A 25,365-nucleotide genomic window follows, 5' to 3' on the forward strand; every position below is an offset into this window, starting at 1 on the left:
TTTCAGTTTGGCTTTCACCTTCACTTTGCTTCTTGCTTTTCAGCGTGTTGCTCCGTGTCAGTGGGTGCGCATTATAGGGCGTTAAAATTATTGATCAAGCGTTTTTTATAGATAAAAACAAAAAACCATTCAACCGAATAAAAACCAAACAAAACCACCTTTTTTTGTTTGGTTTTCAGTCAAAAGTGACTATTCACTTTCTACTTTCAAAAGCCAACCACATTTTTCTTGATAACGTGCTTCTTGTTCTAACTCAGTACGCATCAGTGGGTGAGCATCAAGCCAACTTTTAGGCATAGTAAGTGTTAACGTTTCTGGCTCAGATGCCGTCAGAAACAATTCGGGTAGCACATCATCCTGACGACGCATCGATAGTATTACCCCAATACGTAATAGACGAATTAATACTTCAGCCAAATGTTGATGAACACCTAATTGCGAAAATGCATCAGTATCGATATCTAGACGATGGCAACTTACCAATGCTGCTATAAGCTGTTTTTGAGCGCGCGTGTAACCTGGCATCACACTATTATCTAAAATATATGCGCTATGGAGATGATACTCTTTAAAATCAATCAAAAGGCCAATTTCATGCATAACAGATGCGGCTTTAAGCGCATCACTTCCGAAACGCATATCAACAGACCAATAACCCTCTAGTTGATTTAAAAAACCATTGCTAATTTCAAAGACACGCTGAGCTTGCAGATTGTCCACATGATAGCGTGAAATAAAGCAGTTCAGAGTACGCTTTCTAATATCCGCCACACTCAGGTCATCGATCATGCTATATAAGACACCTTCACGCAGTGCCCCGCCAGCCAATCCCATGTATTCAATGTCTAATGATTCAAACAACGCAATCAAAATTGCTAAGCCTGAAACAAATACCAATCTTCTCTCTTCACTTAACCCCGGTAGGTCAAGCTGTGGAATTGTCTTGCATTGAATAGCGAGTGATTTGATGTGATAAAGCTTATCCAATGACAGGTATTCATCCAAACCTAATGCAGAAAAGATTTCCTGTATTGCCTGAACCGTGCCAGATGCACCTATGGCTAACTCCCACCCGACTTGCTGAAAGGCAGGAACATGGGGACCTACCGTGCTTTTGGCCTCTGCAATAGCATGCGCAAAGTTCTCTTCGCTTAAGCGATCGTCTTTAAAAAACTTTTCAAGATAAGTCACACACCCCATATTTAGGCTGTGATAAATCTCGGCATCAAAACCTCTACCAATGACAACTTCGGTACTGGCACCACCAATATCCACAACCAGTTGCTTGCCATGACATGCAGATGTATGCGCAACGCCCTTGTAAATAGTGCAAGCTTCTAATTCACCACTAATAATTTCGATTTTATGGTTCAGTATACTTTCAGCTCGCTGTTTAAATTCTTGCGCATTCGTCGCCAAACGTAATGTAGCTGTGGCAACAATTTTGATATTTTGCGCTGGAATATCCTGCAATCGCTCTGCAAATAAGGAGAGACATTCCCACCCGCGCTCCATCGCCTCTTGTGATAAAACATATTGTTCATTTAGCCCTGCGGCTAATCTCACTTTGCGTTTTACTCTGCCAATCGTATGGACCCCTCCAGCCATATGCTTTGCAATCAACATATGAAAACTGTTAGAGCCCAAATCTATGACGGCATATACATTATTCAGTGGTGAGTTGTATCCCACGCTTGTGACCTCTACTTACCTTTACTACTTTTTAACTGTGCTTAGGCGATGCTTTTTGAAAATTACCTTGGCGTCGTGTATTTCCACGCTTTCTAGGGCCTGATTGGTAATTTCTACGATGTTGCTTTACAGGCGCTTTTAAGTCATCTAACAATGCTGATTTATCATACTGAGAAATTGGGATAGCATGCTCGATGTATTCCTCAATCTCATGTAGGTTGTAAGCATATTGTTCACACGCAAAACTAATCGCATGACCCGATGCACCAGCTCGACCAGTACGTCCAATTCTGTGCACGTAATCTTCTCTGTCATCTGGCAGATCAAAATTAAACACATGGCTCACTTCAGGAATATGCAGTCCTCGCGCAGCAACATCGGTCGCTACCAATAAGTCCAATTCCCCCTTTGTAAACCTTGTCAGAATTGATAAACGCTTTTTCTGATTCACATCGCCTGTCAATAAGCCGACACGATGGCCATCTGCTTTTAACCATTCATAAACGTTTTCACAGCTATGTTTAGTATTCGCAAACACAATTGCCTTCTCAGGCCAATCTTCCTCAATTAGAGTCAGAAGTAAAGGCAATTTGTCCTCTTGTGAAGGTTGGAACAGCTCTTCTTGAATGCGCTTGCCAGTTTTAACATCTGGCTCAATTTGAACATGGATAGGGTTGTGCATATGCTCAAAAGCGAGCTCTTGTACGCGATAAGATAAAGTCGCTGAGAACAATAAGTTCATGCGCTCTTGCGTACCTGGCATGCGGTTAAACAAATACCTAATGTCTTTAATGAAGCCCAAATCGAACATTCTATCAGCTTCATCCAATACAACGACTTCAATACTATTTAAGTTGAATGCACCTTGTTTATAAAAATCAATCAGCCTTCCAGTTGTGCCAATTAAAATATCAACACCTTTTTCTAACTGCGCCCGTTGTTTTTCATATTCTTCGCCACCATATACTAATCCTAGATTTAATTTACAGTGCGGTGCGATAATTTGAGCATCTTTGTGAATTTGAATTGCAAGCTCTCGTGTCGGTGCCATGATAATAGCTCGCGGCTGTCCTGATGCTTGCTGCTCTGGTTGCGTTTGCATTAAACGATGACAAGTCGCGGTTAGGAACGCCAATGTTTTACCCGTTCCTGTTTGCGCTTGACCCGCAATGTCCCTGCCTTCACATACGTAAGGCATACACTTTGCTTGAATTGGCGTACAATGTTCGAAGCCATTCGCTGTTAAACCGGCGACCACTTCCGGTGCTAAAGCAAAGTCTGAAAATTTCGTGTTGGTCAAATGTGTCTTAGTCATAGCAATAAAGCATAACGTTTAAACTTGCAATAAGAAACAAGAGTGTTTAAATACGCACTAAATAATTCGCCAAATTTCTATCGGAGAACGTAATGAGCGACAAAATAATTCAATTAACTGACGATAGCTTTGAAGCTGACGTACTAAATGCAAGCGGCCCTGTTCTTGTGGACTTTTGGGCTGAGTGGTGTGGTCCTTGTAAAATGATCGCGCCAATCCTTGATGAAGTTGCAGAAGAGTTTGCAGGTAAAGTGAGCATTGGTAAACTAAACATTGACCAAAACTCAGGTACACCTGGTAAGTTCGGCATTCGTGGTATCCCTACTTTACTTCTTTTCAAAGATGGGGCTGTTGCTGCGACTAAAGTAGGTGCATTGTCGAAGACTCAACTTGTTGAGTTCTTAAACGACAACGTTTAATACTTCTACGAAAAAGCCCAAATACGATATGTTTGGGCTTTTTTGCTCACTAACTAGCGACCATTTATTAGATTAATGGATTTATTTTTTGTATAAAGACTGGACGACTCGCTAGCTAGCTGCTAACTTATAGAGCCACTAACCTTTTATCAAATATCAACTCAATCCCTCGTGCGACGAGAAGACAAAGTTAATTAAAGAACCCACCAATATGCATTTACGCGAACTTAAAGACAAGTCAATAAATGAGCTTGTAAAACTTGCCGAGTCAATGGGACTCGAAAACGTAGCCCGTCTAAGAAAACAAGATATTATTTTTGCTATTTTGAAAGCGCATGCTAAAAGCGGCGAAAACATTTACGGCGGCGGTGTTTTAGAAATTCTCCAAGACGGCTTTGGCTTTTTACGCTCTTCCGAAGCTTCATATTTAGCAGGACCAGATGACATCTATGTATCGCCGAGTCAAATCAGACGCTTCAGTTTGCGTACTGGTGATTCAATTAGCGGTCTGATCCGTCCACCTAAAGACGGCGAGCGTTACTTCGCACTTTTAAAAGTGAACGAAGTTAACTTTGATAAGCCAGAAAACTCTAGAACAAAGATCTTATTCGAAAACTTGACGCCGATTCATGCAAATGAGCGTCTAGTTATGCAGCGTGGTAATGGTAGTACTGAAGATATTACAGCGCGTGTATTAGACCTTGCCTCACCGATTGGTAAAGGTCAACGTGCACTTATCGTAGCGCCACCAAAAGCTGGTAAAACAATGTTACTACAAAACATTGCGCAATCTATCTCTTACAACAACCCTGATGCAACCTTGATGGTACTGCTTATCGATGAGCGTCCGGAAGAAGTGACAGAAATGCAGCGTTTGGTACAAGGGGAAGTTGTCGCTTCTACCTTTGATGAACCAGCGAGCCGTCACGTACAAGTTGCAGAAATGGTTATTGAAAAAGCAAAACGCCTTGTAGAACACAAAAAAGACGTTGTTATCTTGCTTGACTCTATCACTCGTTTAGCACGTGCATATAACACCGTTATTCCTTCATCAGGTAAAGTCTTAACGGGTGGTGTTGATGCAAACGCACTACATAAGCCAAAGCGCTTCTTTGGTGCTGCGCGTAACGTTGAAGAAGGCGGCAGCTTAACCATTATCGCAACGGCACTGATTGATACCGGCTCTAAGATGGATGAAGTTATCTACGAAGAGTTTAAAGGTACTGGTAACATGGAATTACACCTAAATCGTAAGATTGCTGAAAAGCGTGTATTCCCAGCGATTGATTTTAACCGTTCAGGTACCCGTCGCGAAGAGTTATTAACGAAGCCTGATGAGTTACAAAAAATGTGGATCTTACGCAAGATCGTACATGAAATGAGTGAAATAGACGCCATGGAATTCCTTATCGACAAACTGTCGATGAGTAAAACGAATGATGAGTTCTTTGACTCCATGAAGCGAAAATAGTGAAGAAACCTGCTCCGGCAGGTTTTTTTTCGTCTAACACCAGCTTGGATTTCTTTTTGAACTAGACTATACCTATTAATCTAATTGGAAAAAGTCTAGTTTTTAAACCCATAGAAAGGAGTATCAAGTATATGCGTTTAAACGTCGGTGTTGTTAGTACCACGTGCGCCAATATTGTCATTACGGTAGCTTGCGCCGCCTACTTTGATTTCACTTTAACCGCAACACTTCTTCTCTGTGCTCTCATGGTCATCAGTGCAACGATGATTTATTACACCATTTCAAAGTATCATGATAAAGGCGGTTACCTCGATAACTTAGTGAATGCCTTATTGGCTGAAACGCATATAGATCTAACGTATCGATTTGACGACCAAAATAAACACATCCCGCCAGCTTGTTTAGCACTTAATGCAGGCTTAGCGACAATTGAACATCTTATCTGTGAAGTGTATACCTGCTCAGCACGACTCGCACCGATGGCAGATGACCTCAGGGATACGTATGCATCAATGACACAAAAAGCCACCATACAGCATGCTCATGGCGAAGATCTCGCAGAATCAATTAATCGCATGTTGGTGGTTTCTCGAGAGCTTGATGAAAACCTAGAAAAAATATATAACTCAGTCGAAAGTGCCACTGAGGCTGTCAAGAAAACGCGAATAGACACTGACAACAGCCAACAAAGCTTGCTGAGTCTTGCCAGCCATATTCGCCAAACTAGCGAACAAATTGAGACATTAAAAACGGACAGTGATGCCATTAGTGCCGTTATCGATGTGATCAACTCAATTGCTGAGCAAACCAATTTACTTGCGTTAAACGCTGCAATTGAAGCCGCTCGTGCCGGTGAACAAGGCCGAGGGTTTGCTGTCGTTGCAGACGAAGTTCGTAATCTAGCCGCGCGTACCAGTCAATCAACGCAAGAAGTCCGTTCCATGGTAAGTAAAATACAGGCGGGCACTGACAGTGCACATTCGTTAATGTTGCTCGCACTAGAAGAGACGGATAAAACAGTGCAACTGTCGGAAGAGTCTACTAAAGAAGTTGACCAAATTGAGCATGCCATGTTGGATATCAATGCAATGTCGCACAGTATTCACGCTCAAGTGTCCCAACAAAAGCTGGTATCAGACGAAGCGCAATCAAGTATCGAATCTATGGTAGAGCTCAACTCTGATGCATTATCAAGCTCAAAAATCCAAGCCGTTTCAAGTGCTGATTTATTAAACTTATCCTCCAGCATTCATGAAAAGCTCAGTATTTTCAAAACTGAAACACCTGACCCCAATTTAGACCCTCGGGTTGATAAAAGCCGCTCTACCCCCGCAGCGGCCCCCATTACAAGCCAAACCAAAGCACAACCTGATGACTCAGACTCCTGTGACATCGAATTGTTCTGAATAGGCTTGCACCTTCAGTTCATCACACAAGATCAAAAACAAATCCTGATATTGTGCCTGCTTTTGCTCTTTAAGGGCTTGCTCAAATTGTTTCGCAATGTCAGCAATGGCAGTAAAACCAAACACAGCCGCCGCACCAGCGATTTTATGACAATGATATTGTAACCCATCATGATCAGAGTCTTGCCAGAGATCAATTAACTTATATCGCTCTTGCTCTAAAGTTGATGCAAAGCTCTGTTTCAAGTCACTCATATCTATGCACATTTCGGTATGATTGTTTTGCTGTTCATTCTCTTGTAATTCTTTGTGCAACACGGTCACTAACTTGTTATGCTCAATCGGTTTGCTTAAGTGTCCACTAAAGCCATTTTTAAGGTAATAACTTATTTCATGTTCCATCACATTCGCAGTAAGTGCATAAACAGGTCCCTCATATCCTGCCTGGCGAAGTAGTTTAAGTGCCTCCACCCCATCCATTTCTGGCATTTGTATATCCATCAGTACTAAATCAGGAAAGCTACTTAAACACTTTTCCACAGCCTGTCGACCATCCGCTGCCGACTCAACTTTCACACCAAGTTGATGCAAAATCCGCTCAAATAGCACGCGATTATCATCATGGTCTTCCGCGACCAATACTTCACCACTAAACATTGCCGCTGGCCTTAACTGAGATTGTTGTGCCGTATTCCCACAATGTGGAGCATTTAAACGTTTGCAAGGAAGCCAAAACGAAAACCGACTGCCTACATGCAGCTCACTCATCGCTCGAATGGTCCCCCCCATCATGTTGGCTAACTGCTGAGATAAGCTTAGACCCAATCCAGATCCGCCAAAACGGCGAGAGATACTGTTATCTCCCTGCTGAAAGTAATCAAAAATTTTATCCAATTGCTCACCCGACATCCCTATCCCTGTATCCGTTACTGTAAACCTGATCCCCCCTTCTGAAGGTTCTGCTATCAGCTCGACATGTCCTTTATGGGTGAATTTTATGGCGTTACTTAGCAAATTAATAAGCACTTGTTTGACCCGTACATAATCTAGACACACCCAATAGGGTGTCTCCAGGTGATGATCAACGATTAACTCGAGTGATTTTTCAATGCAGGGATGGTGAAACATATCCGTAATGTCGGTGAGTAGTGCCTCTACATTAAACTCGGTCATTTCTAACTCAAGTTGCTCAGCTTCTATCTTACTCAGATCTAGTACATCACTAATCAATTCTTTTAAATGCACACCTTGCCTAAGCAGCACTTCCAGCGGCTCTTTCAACTCAAGGTTGTGCTGATTTTCACGCAACATATTTTCACTGTACCCAAGAATTGCGGTCAGTGGTGTCCTAATCTCATGACTGATATTTGCTAAGAACTGGCTTTTTATTTGATTTGCACTGCGCAGTTGATCTGCAGTCTTTTGCAATTCCGCCGTGCGCAATGCAACCTCATGACGCAAATCCAGTTTGGCCTTGTGTTCAAGGCTTCTTCGATACCAAGCAATGGATGCTAACAGTGCAAACCCAACCACAAGCACGCTCATCCAAATCAACTGCTGCTGTTGTTTATTCTTGAGCTCTTGAAGCTGCTGGGCTTGTTTTAATTTTGCCAACTCTTGGCTAAGCTCGCTCTCTTCAAATTGCTTTTGATATTTTTCAGCTTCTGAGAATAACGCCTGATTTAGTAGCTGTGTCCGCGCTTTGTTATACTCCACGATAATGGACAGAGCATTGGCTGTTTCACCTTGTGCCGCTTTTGTCAGCGCAAAAAGTAACATGGACTCTTTTTCTCGCAAAGAGCTACCTAAATCGCGACTTATTTCCATACTTCGCTGAGCAGCATCCATTGCAGCTGCAATCTGACCTTTGATTAAATCTACTTGTGCTTGTACATGAAGTGCTTCAGCCATATTCGCCAAGTTGCCTGATTTTTCGGCGTAATATATCGCGAAGTTTACTTCCACTTCAGCCCGTTCGACCTCACCTAAAACCACGCTTACTCTTGCTAAGTTTGCATACTCATAAGAAAGGTGTTTAATATCATTGGTCGCTTCATAATAATCTACGGCTTTTTGCAAAAAAGTACGTGCTTCCTCATACCGCCCAGTTTGGGTATACATCACACCCAGATTAGCCTGAGCTAACGCAAGACCATAGCTATCAGAGAGCACATTGAATAATTTTATGGCTTTAAGAGACAACTCTTCAGCTTTTTCGTATCGCAACAAGCGAATATAAACACCTGCAATATTGAGAATGATGTCAGCTTCATCTTGATCGTTACCATGGGTTTGATATAGCGAATATGCCTCAGTAAACGATGACAAGGCACCGATTAAATCATGCATTTGTAAACGCGCTAGTCCAAGGTTATTAAGAATATGGCCAAGTTCAATGGCAGGTAAATGCAATCGTGCCAGCACCAATGCTCGTTCATATTCAGTGACCGCCGCTGAAAACCCACCAGAGTGGTACCAGCCAATGCCTTGCATTTTCATTGCTTGATATAAGAGTTCAGGGTCAAGATCACCATCCACTGACAGTTCCAATTCTTTAAAATAACCTATACCATCCGAAATTTGGCCAGAAGAAAAGGCGGCACTCCCCATATTTTGAAGTAATGTAATACGCTGTTTTGACAATAACATAGGGTGATTAAGCAATTGCTCAGTCGCCATTTTCTTTTCTTGCCAATCATCTAGTTGCGTAATATTTTCGATTTGCTGTTGTAACGACTGAACCTCACTAAGCGGCTCAGTTGCCATGGTGTGAAAACTGAATCCTAATGCTACTATCAACATACAGCATGTCTTTATAACTGCCATCCGTGCTAATCCCAATTTGCAATAGCGTAATATTTAATCAACAATATCCTATGCAATGAAGATACACTATGTTTACAGACCGAACAATGACCAACCCATTACTTGATGTTATTTTTGAAATTCTCTCCACTGGAACACACTACAAAGTTCATGAATTAGCAGCTCAGATCACCTCGCATAAGGCGCTCCCTAACTTAGACTCTGATCCACACAAAGAATTGTTTAAGAAAAACTTTTTAATCATGAATGCGCTATATCAATTACAAAATGAACTACATGAATATGGCCATCACTTGCACATATCAAATATGGATATCTACCTTCATCAAGCCGAAGTGGATACACCCAACTCAAACGCACCTCAAGTTGAAAGCTCAGCAGCTCTTAGACATTATTATTTAGATTGGAGCAATTATGAAACGAGTGAAGAGGAGATCGAAGCATTGCTGACGAGCTTTTGGCAAAAATACATTCTCACCACCCCAAGTCTCAGTTCTGAAACGCGCGAACAGTTACAAAAAAAATGGCAGCTGCCAACACAGTATTCTGCGACTGAACTGCAAAAACGATGGCGTCAGCTAGCCATCGAAAATCACCCTGATAAAGGCGGTGATGCAGCCACCTTTAAACAAATAAAGCAAGAATATGAGCAGCTCAAAAGCACACTATAAGCTGCTCTTAAATAACTAAACTAGTCGCTTTGCTTTGATGCGCTTACCTTTTATTTTATCCGCCTGTAACTTACGAATTGCAGGTTTAACCGCATCTCGATATACCGCCACATAGGCCTGGTTATCTTGTACCGTAATATTGCCAATTTGTGCTGCACTGATACCATTTTCACCAGTCAAGCAACCGACGATGTCTCCTGCCCTGACTTTTTGCTTTTTACCAACATCAAGAACCACGGTGACCATGCTCGGCTTATATATTGGCTTATCCAACAAACTCAAAGGTGGCGTGGGAGAAGGATTAAACTCTCTTTCATACAACTCGCTGAGCTGTTTAACTTTGAATGTTTCATTTTCTCCATACAAAGAACACGCAAAGCCTTTTTTGCCCCCTCTGCCTGTACGACCTACACGGTGCACATGAGTTTGTGGTTCAAGTGCCATATGATAATTGACAACCATATCGATATCATCAATGTCGAGCCCTCTGGCCGCCACATCTGTGGCAACAAGAATAGAGGCACTTTTATTGGCAAAGCGGAGTAACATGCGCTGACGTTCAATTTGCGCCAAATCACCGTGCAATACCACGACTTGTAAACCCGTTTGTTGTAATTCACTATACAACTTTTTGGTCTCAACTTTGGTATTGCAAAATACGATGCAACTTTGCGGTTTATGCTGTAATAACAATAGTTTTAAAGTATTAAACCGCAGCTTATTATTTTTCAGATGATAAAACTGTTGTTTGATCTGCTTGTTAAGCGCTTCAGTTTCGCCTTTCACGACAACTGGCGATTGCATAAACTGCTTTGCGAGCTTGTCTATGTCTTTTGGGTATGTCGCGCTAAACATCATTGTTTGACGAGTAGGCGATAAATAGACGGCAATGTTCTCAATGGCATCGATGAATCCCATTTCTAACATTTGATCGGCCTCATCCAAAACAAAGTGACTAACACCGGTTAAATCTAAGGTCCCTTTAAACAGATGCTCTTCAACACGACCAGGAGTACCCACCACAATATGTGCACCATGTTCTAATGAGCTGATCTGTGGACCAATCGGCTCTCCGCCACAAATCGTTAGTACTTTAATATTCGCCAATGACTTTGCCAGTTTCCTGACTTCATCCGCCACTTGCGATGCTAACTCGCGAGTTGGAGTCAGAATTAGCCCCTGAATTTGCTGTGCATGTGGGTCCAATTGCTGCAACACCCCTAGACTAAAAGCCAGCGTCTTACCAGAGCCAGTTTTAGCTTGTGCGACAACATCCTTGCCATTTAATAGCTCAGGTATCGCCTGCGACTGAATCGGCGTCATTTTATTAAAGCCGGCGTTTGACAAAGAAGTAAACAACTCTTGGCGCAGGGGAAGTTGAGAAAATAGCAAATTCACATGGATGTCCTAACAAATCAAATTAAGTCAATTTTACCAAAAACCTCGACTCTTAGTATATAACTGTATTCTGGCATTCAAAGCACAATACACACTACCATCCCACACAAGACAACAATAATCCTACAGTGTACATTCATGTCATTCATCTTATTAACGTTTAAATTAAATAGTTTCGATGTCAAAATAAAACTCTATTTATCTATCAAGGATTATTCATGAAACATGCATTTCGTACGCTGATTAAATCCAGCATACTGCCGCTTGTCGCACTCTGTACCAGCCATATCGCTTATGCCCAAGAGTTTACAAAAGCAGAGTTGGAGATGGTTGAAAAAGTGCGCGAACACGCTCGACAAAGCGACCTCAGCTGGCAGCTGGTTGAGTCCCTTACAACCGAGGTAGGCCCACGCTTACCGGGTACTGAAAATGATAAAATGGCCGTTGCATGGGCTAAGCAGAAGTTTCAAAAACTTGGTTTTGATAAAGTATGGTTGGAACCTTCCAAATTTCCAGAGTGGCGTCGCTACCACGAATCCGCTTTTATTCTAACGCCAAGTAAGCAACCACTCCATTTAACTGCGCTTGGTAACAGTATCAGTACACCTGAAACAGGCCTGTCTGGTGAAGTCGTCTTGTTTGAAACTTTCGATGAATTAATTGCAGCACCTGCTAACAGTTTGCAAGGCAAAATAGCTTTTGTGAACTATCGTATGAATCGTGATATCGACGGTAATGGCTATGGGCCTGCTGTTAAAGCTCGTAACAAAGGTGCCGTTGAAGCCGCTAAAAAAGGCGCTATCGCCTACATGATGCGATCGGTCAGTACCAGTCATCACCGATTTGCGCACACTGGTGGCAGCCACTACACCAAAGGGGTAACAAAAATCCCAGCAACCGCTGTTGCAAACCCTGATGCGGACCAACTAGCGCGCCTGATCGCGCTTGGAAAGCCAGTCAAAGTTGAGTTGAATATTCAAACTGAAGATCTTGGTGAAGGTACCAGCTACAACGTCATCGGTGAAATTACCGGTTCTAAATACCCACAGCAATATGTCTTACTGGGCAGCCACCTAGACTCATGGGATTTAGGGACTGGCGCACTCGATGATGGTGCAGGGGTGGCATTAACCATGGCTGCGGCTAAACATATCGCCGACCACACCCGCCCAGAGCGCAGTATCCGCGTTGTGTTATTTGCTGCAGAAGAGCTTGGTTTGTGGGGTGCTAAGGCCTATTTCAAACACTATGAAAAACAACTCGATAATATTGTTGCAGCCGCAGAGTCTGATTTTGGCGCTGATATCGTGTATGCATTTGAGTCAAACGTGAATGCCGCGTCGCTCCCAGTCGTCAGAGCCATCGCAGAGCAATTAGAACCGCTTGGGGTAAAATATATTCGTAAAAATGCAGCCCGAGGTGGACCTGACCTTATTCCACTCAAACAAACCACCTCTGCACCGATTTTCGATCTGCATCAAGTTGGTACTGATTACTTCGACTATCACCACACTGCCGATGATACTCTGGATAAAGTAGACCCAGATAAGTTGAAGCAAAACACTGCCGCTTATGCCGTTTTTGCTTTGATGGCAGCCAATGCAGAAACCAAAATGGCAGGGAAATAAACCCACTTTGTGCCAAGACAAAGGCATGCTATCTTTGTCTTGGTAATACAATAATCATAATCAACCACGGAGCTGGCGATGATCAAAAACGCAATTTTTCGTTCTCATGACATCATTTCGGAATTACTGAGTCGCTATAAAGCCATTGTGATCGCGTTTATCCTCATTGGTGTTTGTGCCCATTGGATTGTGCAACATCAACGCACTCAACAAATGCAGCATGCTTGGTTAGATGCTCCTAAAGTGGATGATGTGATCATGGTTGATATTGGCAGGATGCAAACGGACAGAGTCTATCAGCCACAATTTCGTATCGCTCAAGTCATTGCGGTCAATGATACCCAGTTAACCCTCAAGCAGGGCCGTTATACTTACTCACGAAAGCGTGATGCAAAACGCGCTATTCAGCTTGATAACTTAATGGTCGATGATTACTTTCAGGCAGAGCCTTGGCATATCCCTAGAACACAAGTCATGCCCTATTACCAAAGTGGCGCAATCTACGCAGCCTATCGTCCAAATGACATTTATGTCATGGGCGGCATTGTCAAACAGCGCGCACTGCCGCACTTTCCTAAACATCAACGCGCGGTATTCTCTGCAGCCAATAGCCAAGGTATTGGCTTTTATCAACGAGGTGATTTAGTCGCGGCAAGGGCTGAGTTTGAGATCGCGACAAAGAATAAAGACCAATGGGGTATGTATAACTTAGCGACCATGCTGATCGCAGCAGAAGGTGGAGAGCAAGATTTACAACGCGGTTTTGAATTGCTCAAAACCGCTCATGAACAAGGTAACGTCAAAGCCAAAGAAGCGCTTGCGTCACTGTGTATGATGCATCAAATCTGCGAATGAGTAGATGCATCGTAATACTGTCTTAAAAATACTTCAAATTCATCGGCACTGCAGGGCTTGGCATGCAAATACCCTTGGGTAAAGTCACAGCCAAGCTCTTGCAACAAACTTAATTGCGCCTCGGTTTCTACCCCTTCAGCTATGACTGTCAGCTTCAGCTTGCTGGCCATCGAAATAATCGCGCTAATCAGCGTTTTATCTTCTTCATCATCGGGTAAATCTTTGATAAACGCACGGTCAATCTTAAGTTTAGAAAGCGGAAAGCGTTTCAAATAACCCAGTGATGAATACCCCGTTCCAAAGTCATCTATTGCCAACCCAACACCCATCGCTCGCAGTTGCTCTAGTTGTCTTTCGATATCGTCTGAATTGTCAGCTAATACAGTTTCGGTGATCTCAAGCGTCAAGCACTCCGCTGGTAACCCGGTGTCCTTAAGTACTTTTGCCACCAAAGCAACCACATTTTGACGCTTAAATTGTATACTAGACACATTGACCGAGACAAAGAAAGGCCGTTGGGTCTTCGTCAACCAAGCCCGCGCTTGTGCACATGCCTGATATAGCACCCACTCGCCCATTGAAATAATCAGTCCCAACTCTTCACTGATGGGGATAAAATCAACGGGAGATACCTCGCCCAATGTGTCATTATGCCAGCGCAATAACGCCTCACATCCCAGCTTTTGCTCACCCACAATAGGCTGATAGACCACACGCAACTCTTGATTCGCCAATGCACGGTGCAGAGCCCCTTCAAGCTGACTGCGCGCTTTGGCGTGTTCGTGCATTGCGGTGGTAAAAAACTGATAGCAATTACGGCCGCTTTCTTTTGCTTTATACATCGCACTATCTGCGTTACGCAATAATACTTTGCGATCCTCACCATCATCAGGGTAAAAGGTGATCCCCATGCTGCCTGAGACATATGCCTCATGGCCTTCGAGATGAAACGGCGCACTTAATGCAGTCAGTATCTTTTCAGCTAACTTTTCCATATCACTGATCAGATCCATATCTGGCAATAACAAGGCAAACTCATCGCCACCCAAGCGTGCTACAGTGTCTGAATTTCGTGTACACTCTCGGATCCGGTTTGCCGCCTCTATCAACAGTAAATCGCCAATATGATGGCCTAGCGTGTCATTTACTGCTTTAAATCGATCAAGATCAATGAAACACACAGCCACTCGTGATTTTTTACGTTGCGCTTGTGCCAGTGCAATATCAAACTTGGCATGGTAGTGATGGCGGTTGGCAAGATCAGTCAAATTATCAAAATTCGCCTGCTGCCACATCAATTGCTCATTGCGCTTGCGTGATGTGATGTCATTAAACAAAGCAACATACATGTCTATGTCACCATGCTGGTCAAATACCGCAGAGACTTGCAACCAACTAGGGTACACTTCTCCATTTTTGCGTTTATTCCAAATTTCTCCTTCCCAGTGACCTCGCGTACTCAACGCATCATATAACTGGGTAAAGTAAGCAGTGTCATGACGCCCGGAATTAAAAATTGCCGGTGTTTTCCCCATTACTTCAGGCCCGCTGAATCCGGTAATATCGGTGAAGGCACGATTGACCATCTGGATACAATTATCTTTGTCAGAAACCAGTACCCCTTCACTCGTCGTTGAGAAGACGGTGCTGGCTAAACGCTGTTCTTTCTCATCCGCCAAGCGTTGGGTGATATTCTGGAGCAAGAAGATATGCCCATACAGCCCCCCGTTATGATCCAACACATCTGTTTTGCTTATCTCTACATCCAATGTGCCAAAATTGGTCGTGATCTGACATTCTTTGGGCTCATACTGGAGCTGCTCAAGGCACACACACTTAGATAACACATCCCCTATCGGTTTGTTATCCAGCTCACCTAAGTCTTGATATGCCGCACGATTGGCAGACAGCACCTTATCATTTACATCAGTAAAAATAAGATAGTCACCAATGGCGTCAAAAATGGCATTGAGTCTGGCACGATGAAATTCAGAGCGCTTTTTGGTTTTTCGTAATCGGAGAAACCCCCAGCCTAATATCACGGTCGTACCGACAAAAATGCCAATGACACTGCTGAGTAAAAAGACTTGCACTGTACTGCCGTGCTTAATTTCCCGTGTTTGCTGAGCGACTTGCTGCTCAAGATTACTTTGATAGTGCCACAGTGCATGCTCTAGCTGGCGTCTTGCACTGATATCTTGTATCACTGAGAACAACAGGGCCTCACCATTGCTAGCCATAAAGGGAGAGGAATACACAGACACGGTTCGATTTTCACCGCTCGCTAAACGATGTTGAAAGATAAAATAATTTCGTCCTTCATTGAGCGCAGAGAGCCGCTCTTTTTCCACTTGCTGAGGTGAAAACTGATTAATTTCTTGGATATATAAGGCTTCGAGCTGCGCTTTGTTATAACCATAAAAATCAGCCGCCGCTTGATTAGCCCGCACGATTTTTCCGCTGTCAGGCTCAATTAACAGCATGACTGCACTATGATTATCAAACACTTCTGTTGGCAATGTTTGTGCGAGAGATTGTGTGGCATGCAGCCCAATACACGCAAAGAGTAAACGCTGCGCTATTTTTGTTATTGTCTTCAAGCCGCCTCCACCCAATACTCCGTCGACTCTGACAGAATATAGCCTATAGACTAGGGCAATGAAACCTAAGAGTGCAGAACATAGACAAAAATATGATCAGTGTTAAACCAAATACTTACTTAATTCGTACCCAATTTAACCATTCTCTTCGCATCGTAAACGTATGCGCATAGTTACATTATGACATGTCTCAATAATGGCTGTTGAACTGTTTGACTATGTGCTGTGTTGTAGGGAATTGATATACTCCACTTACCAATAAGCGTACTCACTGCGTAAAAGGCAAAAATGAAATATAAAGACTTAAGAGAGTTTATCGAGTTGCTTGAAAAGCAAGGTGAACTCGTGCGCGTCAGCCAACCCATTTCGACAAAACTAGAGATGACCGAAATCGCCGACCGTACATTGCGAGCTGGCGGGCCCGCTATTTTATTTGAAAACCCCGAAGGGTTTGATATCCCTGTGTTAGCGAATCTGTTCGGCACGCCAAAGCGCGTTGCTATGGGGATGGGACAAACGGATGTCAACGAATTGCGTGAAGTTGGCAAATTACTGGCATTTTTAAAAGAGCCTGAGCCACCTAAAGGCATCAAAGAAGCCATTGGCCAGATCCCTGTTTTTAAGCAAGTGCTTAACATGCCTGCGAAAGAAGTGAGAAAAGCACCATGCCAACAAGTTGTGTTGTCGGGCGATCAAGTCGATCTCACTAAATTACCAATCCAACATTGTTGGCCTGGCGACGCAGCCCCCCTTATTACATGGGGCTTAACGGTCACCAAAGGACCACACAAAAAGCGCCAAAACTTAGGTATTTATCGCCAGCAATTACTGGGTAAAAACAAGATCATCATGCGTTGGTTATCCCATCGCGGTGGTGCTTTAGACTACCAGGAGTGGTGCAAAGAGCATCCTGGTGAGCCTTACCCAGTGTCGGTCGCGCTCGGTGCAGATCCTGCCACAATATTAGGAGCTGTGACACCAGTGCCGGATACGCTCAGCGAGTACGCATTTGCGGGCTTACTGCGAGGCAGCAAAACCGAGGTCGTGAAATCTATCTCTAATGATTTACAAGTTCCAGCCAGTGCGGAAATCGTATTAGAAGGTTACATTGAGCAAGGTGAAACCGCACCTGAAGGCCCATATGGTGATCACACCGGTTATTACAACGAAGTCGATGACTTCCCCGTGATGACTGTTACGCATATCACGCATCGTGAAAACCCGATTTATCACAGCACTTACACAGGCCGTCCACCTGATGAACCAGCTATTTTAGGTGTGGCACTAAACGAAGTGTTTGTACCCATTTTGCAAAAGCAATTCCCTGAAATTGTCGACTTCTATTTGCCACCAGAAGGCTGTTCATATCGCATGGCCGTGGTGACAATGAAAAAGCAATATCCAGGTCATGCTAAGCGCGTGATGATGGGTGTCTGGTCTTTCTTACGTCAATTTATGTACACAAAGTTTGTCATTGTCTGTGATGATGATGTCAACGCGCGCGATTGGAATGATGTTATCTGGGCGATTACCACACGTATGGATCCAGCCAGAGACACGACCATGATCGAGAGTACCCCTATCGATTACTTAGACTTTGCGTCACCGGTATCTGGACTCGGGTCAAAAATGGGGATGGACGCAACCAATAAATGGCCGGGTGAAACCGACCGTGAATGGGGTGTGCCTATCGTCATGGATGATGAAGTCAAACGTAAAGTCGATGAGATCTGGGATAGCTTGGGGATCATGAAGAAGTAATCACGGTGTCATACGATGCGCACTGATTACCTGCATATGTTTACAAGTTGGGTAAACAATCACGGTGGACGATATATCAAATCGACAACCAAATATGTTACAGTGCGCATACTTTCGCCAAGGTGCTTAATTATTAAGGTTTGAAATGCAAATACTAAAAGCGCGTGTAGAGGCCATTTCTCCTCTCACTGAATTTGTTCATAAAGTGCTACTAAAGCCACAACATGATGCAGAATTTTCTGCGGGTCACTATTTACAACTCGTACTTGGCGAGAAAGATAAACGTGCTTTCTCTATTGCCAGCAGCCCTTCAAGAAAACAAGAACTTGAGCTGCATATCGGTGCATCTGGTGCTGACTCTTATGCAATGCAGGCGCTTGATCATTTGAGAGAAGCGCACAGCAATAATGTTGAAGTTGATCTTGAAGTGGGATTGGGTATCTCACAAGTTCGCCCTGAACAATCAAGACCTTTAGTATTGCTAGCAGGCGGAACTGGCTTTTCGTACGTTAAGTCAATGGCCGATTACCTAGCTGAAATTGACTACGACCAACCGGTTTTATTCTACTGGGGTGTGAAAGAAGAATCTGCACTCTATGCGAAAGCTGAAATGGAAGCCTGGGCTAACAGCAAAGCGAACTTCCAATTCATTCCTGTTGTCGAAAATGCATCTGACACTTGGACAGGTCATACTGGCTATGTACACCAAGCCGTGATGAAAGACATCGTATCGTTAGAGCCTTACAGTGTTTATATGGCAGGACGCTTTGACATGATTGGTATTGTACGTGATGACTTTATCAATCACGGTGCACAACGTGACTTTATGTTCGCGGATGCCTTTGCATTTATCAAATAATGCATCCTATGCGCGGTGACCAAACCGCGCATTTAATCTATAAAACCTATCGATACAATATAAATAATCAATTTTAAAAATGATTATCCATCGCCCATACTAGCTCTATCAGTCAACAGGAGAGCTATCATGGCAAAACAATTTATTTCAGACATCATGTCGGTGCAATTTCCAAAAATCACACCCGACACTGACATTACTGATGCGATTACGCAATTACAGCAATTTGGTTTATTTGGTGCCCCAGTGCAAGACAGTGCAGGCCGTCTCGTCGGCTTTATCTCTGAGCAGCAGTTGCTTGCCCCGCTTCTTCAAAGTAGTTATTTTTGTGATGGGAGCAATCAAGTTGCAGAATTAATGAGTACAGAGACACTGTCAGTCACCAAGGCAACCACGGTGGTGGATTTGGCCACTCAAATGCAGCAAAACAAACCCAAGATATACCCAGTACTGGAAGATGAAAAAGTGATTGCTATTGTGACACGTAGTCAGGTCATCGCAGCATTAAAAGATAATTATTTAAGCTGCTCAGCGCACTGAGCAGCTTAATGAATTAGGCGTATTTGTTCAAAAGCGCTTGCTTGTCCGCATCACTCAAAAATGCGATTTCAATGGCATTGTGTTGCGCTTTAATGATGTCTGACGCGCTCAGACCAGCTAATGGCGCCGCTTTTTCAAACTCATTATCAAGCTCCACCCCTTGCACAGCCGGGTCATCGGTATTAATGGTCGCCAAAATACCATGATCTAAAAACTGCTTGAGTGGGTGTGTTTCAATGCTTGCAACTGTGCTGGTTTGTAGGTTACTGGTCAAGCAAGATTCAATACCGATGCGATTATCACGTAAATAGTCCATCAGCTTAGGGTCTTCAATGGCCTTTACGCCGTGACCGATACGTGTTGCACCGAGCTCTTGAATGGCCTGCCAAATACTACTTGCCCCTTCCGCTTCACCCGCATGAATGGTCGCTCCAAGGTAGGCATCACGAACTTGCTTAAAATGATCAATGAATAGCTCGCCAGGGAAACCCATTTCGTCACCCGCCAAATCAATTGCAACTAAATCATTTTTAAATGCCAACAGTGCATCAAGCTCGTACTGGCATTTTTCGACACCAAACGTGCGTGACATAATACCGATTAAATTCACTTTGATATCGCAATCAGCACTGGCTGATTGAATGCCATCCACCACGGCTTCTACCACACCTTGTGGATGCAAATTATGTGTTTTTGCCATGTAATATGGGCTAAAACGCAATTCTGTGTAATCCATATTTTGCGCAATAGCATCTTCGACGTTTTCAACTGCAATACGACGACATGCGTCATAATCACCCAGTACTTTCACACCCCAATCTAATTTGGCTAAAAATGCCATCAAGTTTGGCGCGTTATCGAGTACTTGCACATGCGGCCTAAGGCCTTCAACATCCTGTGCTGGCAGCGGCATGTTAAACTTTTGACCGAGGTCTAAAATTGTTTCAGCACGCACATTACCGTCTAAGTGGCGGTGTAAATCAAGTAAAGGTAGTTTGGTATTGATCATAAGGCACTCGGTTTGCAGATAAAATTTTTCAGATCATACGCATCTTAAGTTTAGATACAAGGACAATTATCCGCAAAAACAAACTAAACAGACCTCTTACAATTAATTGTCTACGTACAGATAAATGTTGAGATACAAAAAAGCCAGCATGATAGCTGGCTTCTCATTAGTTATGCTGGTCGCTCAACAGTAAATAGGCCTTTTCATACTGCCCTGTTTTGGCAAATGCCCTCTGTGCTTGATACTGCCATAACGCTTGCCACGGTTCACTCGATAACGTATCAAAAATTTTTGCAGCAAGGTTATGATCTCCCTCACCGTTAGCCAAACACGCCAAACAAAATAACAAACCAGGTTGCTCAGGTTGTTTTTTCAATTTGCTTTGTACCAGTTTGCGCAATTCGATATCCGCACCATCTAGGTGCTGTAGAATCTCAGCAAGCTCACTAATTTGGTCTTTTTTCAAAAGCTTTATCAACTCTTTACGCACTGGTGCTAGTTGGCCTGTTCGTACACACACAGCCATAAATGCAGGATAACTCATTGCCCTAAGCCCACGCGGTAATGCCCCCTGCAATGCTTGAAGATCTTTATCTGTATGCTGCGCAATGGCAGAAAAATAATCAGTAAAGAAACTATCCCACTGCGATTCACTCCAGTGTAGCTGCTTATGACGCTGCATAATTGTCGACTGTAAGGTATCCCAATCTTTCGCTTGCAGCAGCGCGCTCACATACGCATGCAATTGCGTCGGGGTGGCTTTTTTCATCTGTGCTTGGGGTGCCAAACTCTCCAGCGCTTGTCCCTCTTGCTCTGCTGCCAGCCATAGTTGGCTAACCTTGCTTTGCGCTGGTTCACTCAGTTGCTGCAAATACTCTCTGGCCACCACTTTTTTACCGGCATACAGTGCCGCTTTCGCTTGGATTGCACACTGCATATCACGCCATTTATCAGGAAACTCGGCTTTTTGCAGGGCGTAACCCAAGCTGTCTTCTTGGCCATTGATCAGCGCCCACATGCTCTGCTCTAGCGCCGCTTCCTGACGCGCAATGCGCTTTTTGCTGCGGCGCTGAGAAACGCCAGCAACCACACGCCATATAGCTTTACCTATTTTTAAGATAATCGCGCCAATAGCAATAGCCAAACACAGCATAAATATTAATGAAACCAATGTACTCTCTATGGTATACACACCAGCTGATACTAAGACATAGCCCTTTTCATCGATCAACATATGTGCACCAGCCATCACAATGAAAAACAGTATGGCCACCAATAACCAGCGTATCATTGTAACCACTCCTTCAGTGCTGTAGGCGTAGCTAACTGAGGAGATTGAGCCATTGGGTGTTCTGTTCGTTGCAACACCTGTAATTGCTCCAACACCATATTGCTCGCTGACTCATTTGTTCGATAATAGCGCTTCAAAGTCGCTATCGCGCCCGATAAAGCTTGGTCAAAAATACTCGCTTGCTGGTCTAAAAATGCGGTTTGTGCTTGCTGTAAATAACTGCGTAGCTGGGCTCGGATCAATTGTTGCTCTTGTGCATCTAACAGAGGATCTATCACAGGCCTATCATGCTGACGGATGGTTAAAAAGTCCGCCTTTATTTTTTGCCAACTACGAATAATGTTAGCTTGCCAGTCACTGATATCACGGCTGAGTTCGGCACTGTCAACTGCGCGCTCTTTGGGTTTATCAATGGTTTTAAGTGGTAATTTATCCACCTGAGAAATTAAGCCCGCCAGTTCCATATACACCGCTTCCGTGCTGGGTTTTGGCAAGGCGCGAAGCATCGCAATGTCTTGGTTAATGGCAAGCTTTAAAGTATCTGTTGCGGACTCTTCTGAGAGCGCACCATCCAAGCGTTTCAATACCATCACAGCGCCTAAATAATCTCGCTCACTGGCCGCTTTAAACTCAGCATAGCGGGCCAATGCACGCAATTCAGAGCTTACCGCACCACCGACCTGCTGACGTGCTTGTGACAGGGTTTGTTGTAATGTTTGTTGCACTTGTTGCTGCTGTTGTTGCAATTGCGCAGTCATCGATTCTTGCTGAGCTTGCCACTGATTTTGTAAGCCGTTCAATGTCGATTGAGCCGTTTGCAACTGCGACAGTAATTGCGAGTTCTGCGCGCTTAACTGCGCTATCTGTCCACTTTGCTGCATTATTTGTTGTTGATTATATACGTAGACCCCTCCAGCAGCGCCCACTCCCGTCAAGGCTATCAGTAAAGCAAGTACCGCTGTTTTGCTCAATTTAGCCGTCTTGTTATTCGCCTGGGTTTCCACCTGCTGTGGCTCATTCGCTGGGATTGAGGCCGGCGTTTCTTGCTGTTTTTCCGTCATTGCATTGCCCTGTTGGGAAATTAAATCACCTATCGTCTGAGCCAAGGCATCATTGCTCGCACCTGAACTCACCACGATCTGTGTATCGGTTATTTTATACTGTATTTTAAGATGTTGCGCTGTCCGTTCACTGACAACCACATACATGCATGTTTGCAACCAAGCTTGATTGGCTGCTTCTTGCGTATTGAAAATCGCATCTACCGCGGCGTTACTGGTGACCACTATACCGTCAATTTTAGCTGCCCGCCAGAGGTCTAACCAGTCATCTGAGCTACTTTGTACTGCAATTCGTTCATAGACATTACAGGTACTTAACCGCGCGCCTCGAGCTTTTAGGGTTTTCGCAATGTGCGTTCGACCACCTCGACCTTTGATGATCACCACACTTAAATCTTGTACCTCTTCAAGTTCAGCAAGCGCCATTAGCCCTTCAGAATCTTGCCGTTTGGGCACTTTAGCCCTACGAGATAAATACTCACTCACCGTATCAGCTGTTTGTGTGCCGACTGCAAATATTTGGCAAGTAGAGGGCAATGACAAGCCATCTGCTTGTATTTGCGACGCAAAATTAAGCACCGCATCTTGCGAAATAAAAATGAGGATATCAGCGTCACAGGCGCTGAGTAACTGTTGAGGTGATGCTTGAACTGAACAGAGCTTCAGCACTGGTGTACACAGTGCTGATAGGTGAGATTTTGCCAACTCAGTGGCAAGCGCCTCTCCCTTTCCTTGCGGCCGAGTGATGGCAAACTTCACATTAAGCGTCTCTATAAACTTCCGCTAAAATACTGTCCGCACCTTGCGCTAAAAGTGCTTCAGCAAGCTCAATACCCAGTGCTTCAGCATTGGCAATATCACCGGTGAGCTCTGCACGAAGAATTTGACTCCCATCCACAGCGCCCACTAAGCCGCGCAAGTATAACTGGTCTTGTTGTAGCTCAGCATACGCGCCGATAGGCACCTGACAGCCACCTTCGAGGCGTCGATTCATCGCTCTTTCTGAAAGAACACGCGCTCTCGTTTCTGCGTGCTCCAAAGGCGCTAGCAACCCTTGAATACGAGTATCATCGCTGCGACATTCAATGCCAACCGCACCTTGTCCATTGGCAGGCAATGACTCTTCGACTGAGACAAAGCTTGCAATGCGCTCTGGCATTTCCAAGCGGATCAAGCCCGCAGCAGCCAATATGATTGCATCATATTCACCCGCGTCTAATTTAGCCAAACGCGTGTTTACATTGCCACGTAAATCCCTAATTACTAGATCAGGGCGTGCTTCGCGGATCTGACATTGGCGACGTAAACTGGACGTGCCAACAACCGCACCGGCTGGTAATTGACTGATATGCTTATATTGATTTGAAACAAACGCGTCACGTGGATCTTCACGTTCGCAAATGGTGTGCAGTTCTAACCCGTCTGGAAAATCTACGGGCACATCCTTCATTGAGTGCACTGCAATGTCTGCGCGGCCTTCTAACATGGCTTGTTCAAGTTCTTTTACAAACAAGCCTTTACCACCAATTTTAGCCAAGGGCGTATCCAAAATTTTATCACCTTTGGTCGACATCGGCACCAATTCCACTACAAGTCCAGGATGAAAGTGCTCTAGTCGCGCTTTAACGTATTCTGCTTGCCAAAGTGCCAGTGCGCTTTTACGTGTCGCAATGCGCACAGTATTTTTTGTATCTGTCATGTTTTGCCTTGTCGGCTCCTAGGGAGCCTTCGCTAAAATTCGAAATGATTTTTGTGCCAACAGTTGTCCACCCTGGGTGATCACTTCAACGCGCCATTCTCCGGTTTGACTCGGCATAATATTTTTGCTCGAGTAAGTGCGGTATCTCGGCGTGCTGACTGGCAAAGTAATGTCTGCCATCAATTGGTCTTGATGAAACCACAAATGTTGCACCACTTCGCCTTGAAGTCCTTTGATCTCGGTAAAGAAATAGAGTTTTTCTTGAAATCTGCTGGGTTCAACTAAGTGCTTAAGCACGTTAATTGGCTCTCGATTTTCAATGCCTGAGGTCAATACGGCTCGGCTGATATGACTGGTATCTACCTTGGCATTGAGCGCAACGCTGGCCACTTGTGCATCAGCGGCAAATTGTGTTTGTGATGGCAGCGCATTTTGTGGGGCTGTAATTCTCGGTTCAGTCGGTATTTGTTCTTCAAGAGCAACGGTAGGTGCAGACTTTTCCAGCCCAACAGTCTCTTGTGTTACCTCTACCACTTTTTCAGCTTGTACTGTCAGCGCATCTGCCGCCGGTGCTGAATCCACGATATGCGTGCTCTGCACACTCCCCTCTGCCATAGGTGCTGACTCAATCATGTCAGACGATGGCATGGCCACTGTGCTTATCGGCACATTCATTGGTGTCTGGGCTTCATCAGCATAAACAGACGTAAACACACCATATGACAACGCAGTCACACCAAAACTTGCCACACATACCGCGCTGATAATACGCCGCCAATGATATTGATACCCGACGGTTTCAATGCGACGAGGCTGAGATTTAGCCTCTGTCATTTTGGTTTTGATCACTATACGTTGAGTCAT

Annotated in this window: 19 protein-coding genes; 9 read left to right on the top strand and 10 right to left on the bottom strand. The window is 44.1% G+C overall.

Annotation, left to right across the window (positions count from 1 at the left end; all coding sequences use genetic code 11):
• Positions 1-189: 189 nt before the first annotated feature.
• Together gppA and rhlB are read right to left on the bottom strand one after the other, a co-directional pair.
• Positions 190-1,692 (bottom strand): guanosine-5'-triphosphate,3'-diphosphate diphosphatase, encoded by a 1,503-nt coding sequence (gene gppA / locus N473_RS11155; protein ID WP_063367978.1) that lies wholly within the window; start codon positions 1,690-1,692, stop codon positions 190-192.
• 31 nt (positions 1,693-1,723) lie between these two features.
• Positions 1,724-3,007, bottom strand: coding sequence for an ATP-dependent RNA helicase RhlB (gene rhlB, locus N473_RS11160; RefSeq protein WP_063367979.1), 1,284 nt, complete (start codon positions 3,005-3,007; stop codon positions 1,724-1,726).
• 92 nt (positions 3,008-3,099) lie between these two features.
• On the opposite strand from rhlB, the gene trxA reads away from it, so the two are divergent.
• From trxA to N473_RS11175, 3 genes are all read left to right on the top strand, one after another.
• Positions 3,100-3,426, top strand: coding sequence for a thioredoxin TrxA (gene trxA, locus N473_RS11165; protein ID WP_039611268.1), 327 nt, complete (start codon positions 3,100-3,102; stop codon positions 3,424-3,426).
• A 211-nt stretch (positions 3,427-3,637) separates the two neighbouring features.
• Complete coding sequence (gene rho / locus N473_RS11170; RefSeq protein ID WP_023399073.1) at positions 3,638-4,897, top strand: transcription termination factor Rho; 1,260 nt, start codon at positions 3,638-3,640, stop codon at positions 4,895-4,897.
• Positions 4,898-5,028: 131 nt separating this feature from the next.
• The gene (locus N473_RS11175) at positions 5,029-6,303 is read left to right on the top strand and encodes a methyl-accepting chemotaxis protein (RefSeq protein ID WP_081221098.1); all 1,275 of its coding nucleotides are present in this window, start codon (positions 5,029-5,031) and stop codon (positions 6,301-6,303) included.
• On the opposite strand, the gene N473_RS11180 is transcribed toward N473_RS11175, so the two are convergent.
• Complete coding sequence (locus N473_RS11180; RefSeq protein ID WP_196766400.1) at positions 6,274-9,105, bottom strand: ATP-binding protein; 2,832 nt, start codon at positions 9,103-9,105, stop codon at positions 6,274-6,276. The genes N473_RS11175 and N473_RS11180 overlap by 30 nt on opposite strands.
• A 92-nt stretch (positions 9,106-9,197) precedes the next feature.
• On the opposite strand from N473_RS11180, the gene N473_RS11185 reads away from it, so the two are divergent.
• A complete protein-coding gene (locus N473_RS11185) occupies positions 9,198-9,800 on the top strand; it encodes a DNA-J related domain-containing protein (RefSeq protein ID WP_231099558.1) in 603 nt (200 codons plus the stop codon).
• Between the two features lie 15 nt (positions 9,801-9,815).
• Here N473_RS11185 and dbpA read toward each other — a convergent pair whose 3' ends face one another.
• Positions 9,816-11,198 carry an ATP-dependent RNA helicase DbpA gene (dbpA, locus tag N473_RS11190; protein WP_063367981.1) on the bottom strand — a complete coding sequence of 461 codons (1,383 nt, stop codon included), beginning with the start codon at positions 11,196-11,198 and terminating at the stop codon, positions 9,816-9,818.
• A 218-nt stretch (positions 11,199-11,416) separates the two neighbouring features.
• On the opposite strand from dbpA, the gene N473_RS11195 reads away from it, so the two are divergent.
• Both N473_RS11195 and N473_RS11200 read left to right on the top strand, forming a co-directional pair.
• Positions 11,417-12,826, top strand: coding sequence for a M20/M25/M40 family metallo-hydrolase (locus tag N473_RS11195; RefSeq protein WP_063367982.1), 1,410 nt, complete (start codon positions 11,417-11,419; stop codon positions 12,824-12,826).
• Positions 12,827-12,904: 78 nt separating this feature from the next.
• The gene (locus N473_RS11200) at positions 12,905-13,681 is read left to right on the top strand and encodes a sel1 repeat family protein (RefSeq protein WP_063367983.1); all 777 of its coding nucleotides are present in this window, start codon (positions 12,905-12,907) and stop codon (positions 13,679-13,681) included.
• On the opposite strand, the gene N473_RS11205 is transcribed toward N473_RS11200, so the two are convergent.
• On the bottom strand, positions 13,666-16,281 hold the full coding sequence (locus N473_RS11205) for a GGDEF and EAL domain-containing protein (protein ID WP_081221127.1): 2,616 nt from the start codon (positions 16,279-16,281) through the stop codon (positions 13,666-13,668). The genes N473_RS11200 and N473_RS11205 overlap by 16 nt on opposite strands.
• A gap of 288 nt (positions 16,282-16,569) precedes the next feature.
• On the opposite strand from N473_RS11205, the gene ubiD reads away from it, so the two are divergent.
• From ubiD to N473_RS11220, 3 genes are all read left to right on the top strand, one after another.
• On the top strand, positions 16,570-18,042 hold the full coding sequence (ubiD, locus tag N473_RS11210) for a 4-hydroxy-3-polyprenylbenzoate decarboxylase (RefSeq protein ID WP_063367984.1): 1,473 nt from the start codon (positions 16,570-16,572) through the stop codon (positions 18,040-18,042).
• A gap of 145 nt (positions 18,043-18,187) precedes the next feature.
• Positions 18,188-18,901: an NAD(P)H-flavin reductase gene (fre, locus tag N473_RS11215; protein WP_063367985.1), complete on the top strand. Its 714-nt coding sequence runs from the start codon at positions 18,188-18,190 to the stop codon at positions 18,899-18,901.
• Between the two features lie 129 nt (positions 18,902-19,030).
• A complete protein-coding gene (locus N473_RS11220) occupies positions 19,031-19,441 on the top strand; it encodes a CBS domain-containing protein (RefSeq protein WP_063367986.1) in 411 nt (136 codons plus the stop codon).
• A 13-nt stretch (positions 19,442-19,454) separates the two neighbouring features.
• Here N473_RS11220 and add read toward each other — a convergent pair whose 3' ends face one another.
• The 5 genes from add to N473_RS11245 form a co-directional block, all read right to left on the bottom strand.
• Positions 19,455-20,450: an adenosine deaminase gene (add, locus tag N473_RS11225; RefSeq protein WP_063367987.1), complete on the bottom strand. Its 996-nt coding sequence runs from the start codon at positions 20,448-20,450 to the stop codon at positions 19,455-19,457.
• A 166-nt stretch (positions 20,451-20,616) separates the two neighbouring features.
• Positions 20,617-21,741, bottom strand: a complete 1,125-nt coding sequence (locus N473_RS11230) for a heme biosynthesis HemY N-terminal domain-containing protein (protein WP_063367988.1) — start codon at positions 21,739-21,741, stop codon at positions 20,617-20,619.
• Complete coding sequence (locus N473_RS11235) at positions 21,738-23,561, bottom strand: uroporphyrinogen-III C-methyltransferase (protein WP_063367989.1); 1,824 nt, start codon at positions 23,559-23,561, stop codon at positions 21,738-21,740. Before N473_RS11235 ends, N473_RS11230 begins: the two co-directional genes overlap by 4 nt.
• A 1-nt stretch (position 23,562) precedes the next feature.
• Positions 23,563-24,501 (bottom strand): hydroxymethylbilane synthase, encoded by a 939-nt coding sequence (hemC, locus tag N473_RS11240; RefSeq protein WP_063367990.1) that lies wholly within the window; start codon positions 24,499-24,501, stop codon positions 23,563-23,565.
• Between the two features lie 18 nt (positions 24,502-24,519).
• Positions 24,520-25,365 carry a DUF2914 domain-containing protein gene (locus N473_RS11245; RefSeq protein ID WP_063367991.1) on the bottom strand — a complete coding sequence of 282 codons (846 nt, stop codon included), beginning with the start codon at positions 25,363-25,365 and terminating at the stop codon, positions 24,520-24,522.

Origin of the sequence: Pseudoalteromonas luteoviolacea CPMOR-1 (genome assembly GCF_001625685.1) — a bacterium.
Classification (GTDB): Bacteria; Pseudomonadota; Gammaproteobacteria; order Enterobacterales; family Alteromonadaceae; genus Pseudoalteromonas; species Pseudoalteromonas luteoviolacea_K.

What these genes read in the sequence shown, in the direction of transcription:
- ubiD (WP_063367984.1), top strand. Translation starts at nt 16,570, where the DNA reads ATGAAATATAAAGACTTAAGAGAGTTTATCGAGTTGCTTGAAAAGCAA.
- rho (WP_023399073.1), top strand. Translation starts at nt 3,638, where the DNA reads ATGCATTTACGCGAACTTAAAGACAAGTCAATAAATGAGCTTGTAAAA.
- rhlB (WP_063367979.1), bottom strand. Translation starts at nt 3,007, where the DNA reads ATGACTAAGACACATTTGACCAACACGAAATTTTCAGACTTTGCTTTA.
- N473_RS11175 (WP_081221098.1), top strand. Translation starts at nt 5,029, where the DNA reads ATGCGTTTAAACGTCGGTGTTGTTAGTACCACGTGCGCCAATATTGTC.
- trxA (WP_039611268.1), top strand. Translation starts at nt 3,100, where the DNA reads ATGAGCGACAAAATAATTCAATTAACTGACGATAGCTTTGAAGCTGAC.
- N473_RS11185 (WP_231099558.1), top strand. Translation starts at nt 9,198, where the DNA reads ATGTTTACAGACCGAACAATGACCAACCCATTACTTGATGTTATTTTT.
- hemC (WP_063367990.1), bottom strand. Translation starts at nt 24,501, where the DNA reads ATGACAGATACAAAAAATACTGTGCGCATTGCGACACGTAAAAGCGCA.
- add (WP_063367987.1), bottom strand. Translation starts at nt 20,450, where the DNA reads ATGATCAATACCAAACTACCTTTACTTGATTTACACCGCCACTTAGAC.
- N473_RS11245 (WP_063367991.1), bottom strand. Translation starts at nt 25,365, where the DNA reads ATGACTCAACGTATAGTGATCAAAACCAAAATGACAGAGGCTAAATCT.
- N473_RS11220 (WP_063367986.1), top strand. Translation starts at nt 19,031, where the DNA reads ATGGCAAAACAATTTATTTCAGACATCATGTCGGTGCAATTTCCAAAA.
- fre (WP_063367985.1), top strand. Translation starts at nt 18,188, where the DNA reads ATGCAAATACTAAAAGCGCGTGTAGAGGCCATTTCTCCTCTCACTGAA.
- N473_RS11200 (WP_063367983.1), top strand. Translation starts at nt 12,905, where the DNA reads ATGATCAAAAACGCAATTTTTCGTTCTCATGACATCATTTCGGAATTA.
- N473_RS11230 (WP_063367988.1), bottom strand. Translation starts at nt 21,741, where the DNA reads ATGATACGCTGGTTATTGGTGGCCATACTGTTTTTCATTGTGATGGCT.
- N473_RS11180 (WP_196766400.1), bottom strand. Translation starts at nt 9,105, where the DNA reads ATGTTGATAGTAGCATTAGGATTCAGTTTTCACACCATGGCAACTGAG.
- N473_RS11195 (WP_063367982.1), top strand. Translation starts at nt 11,417, where the DNA reads ATGAAACATGCATTTCGTACGCTGATTAAATCCAGCATACTGCCGCTT.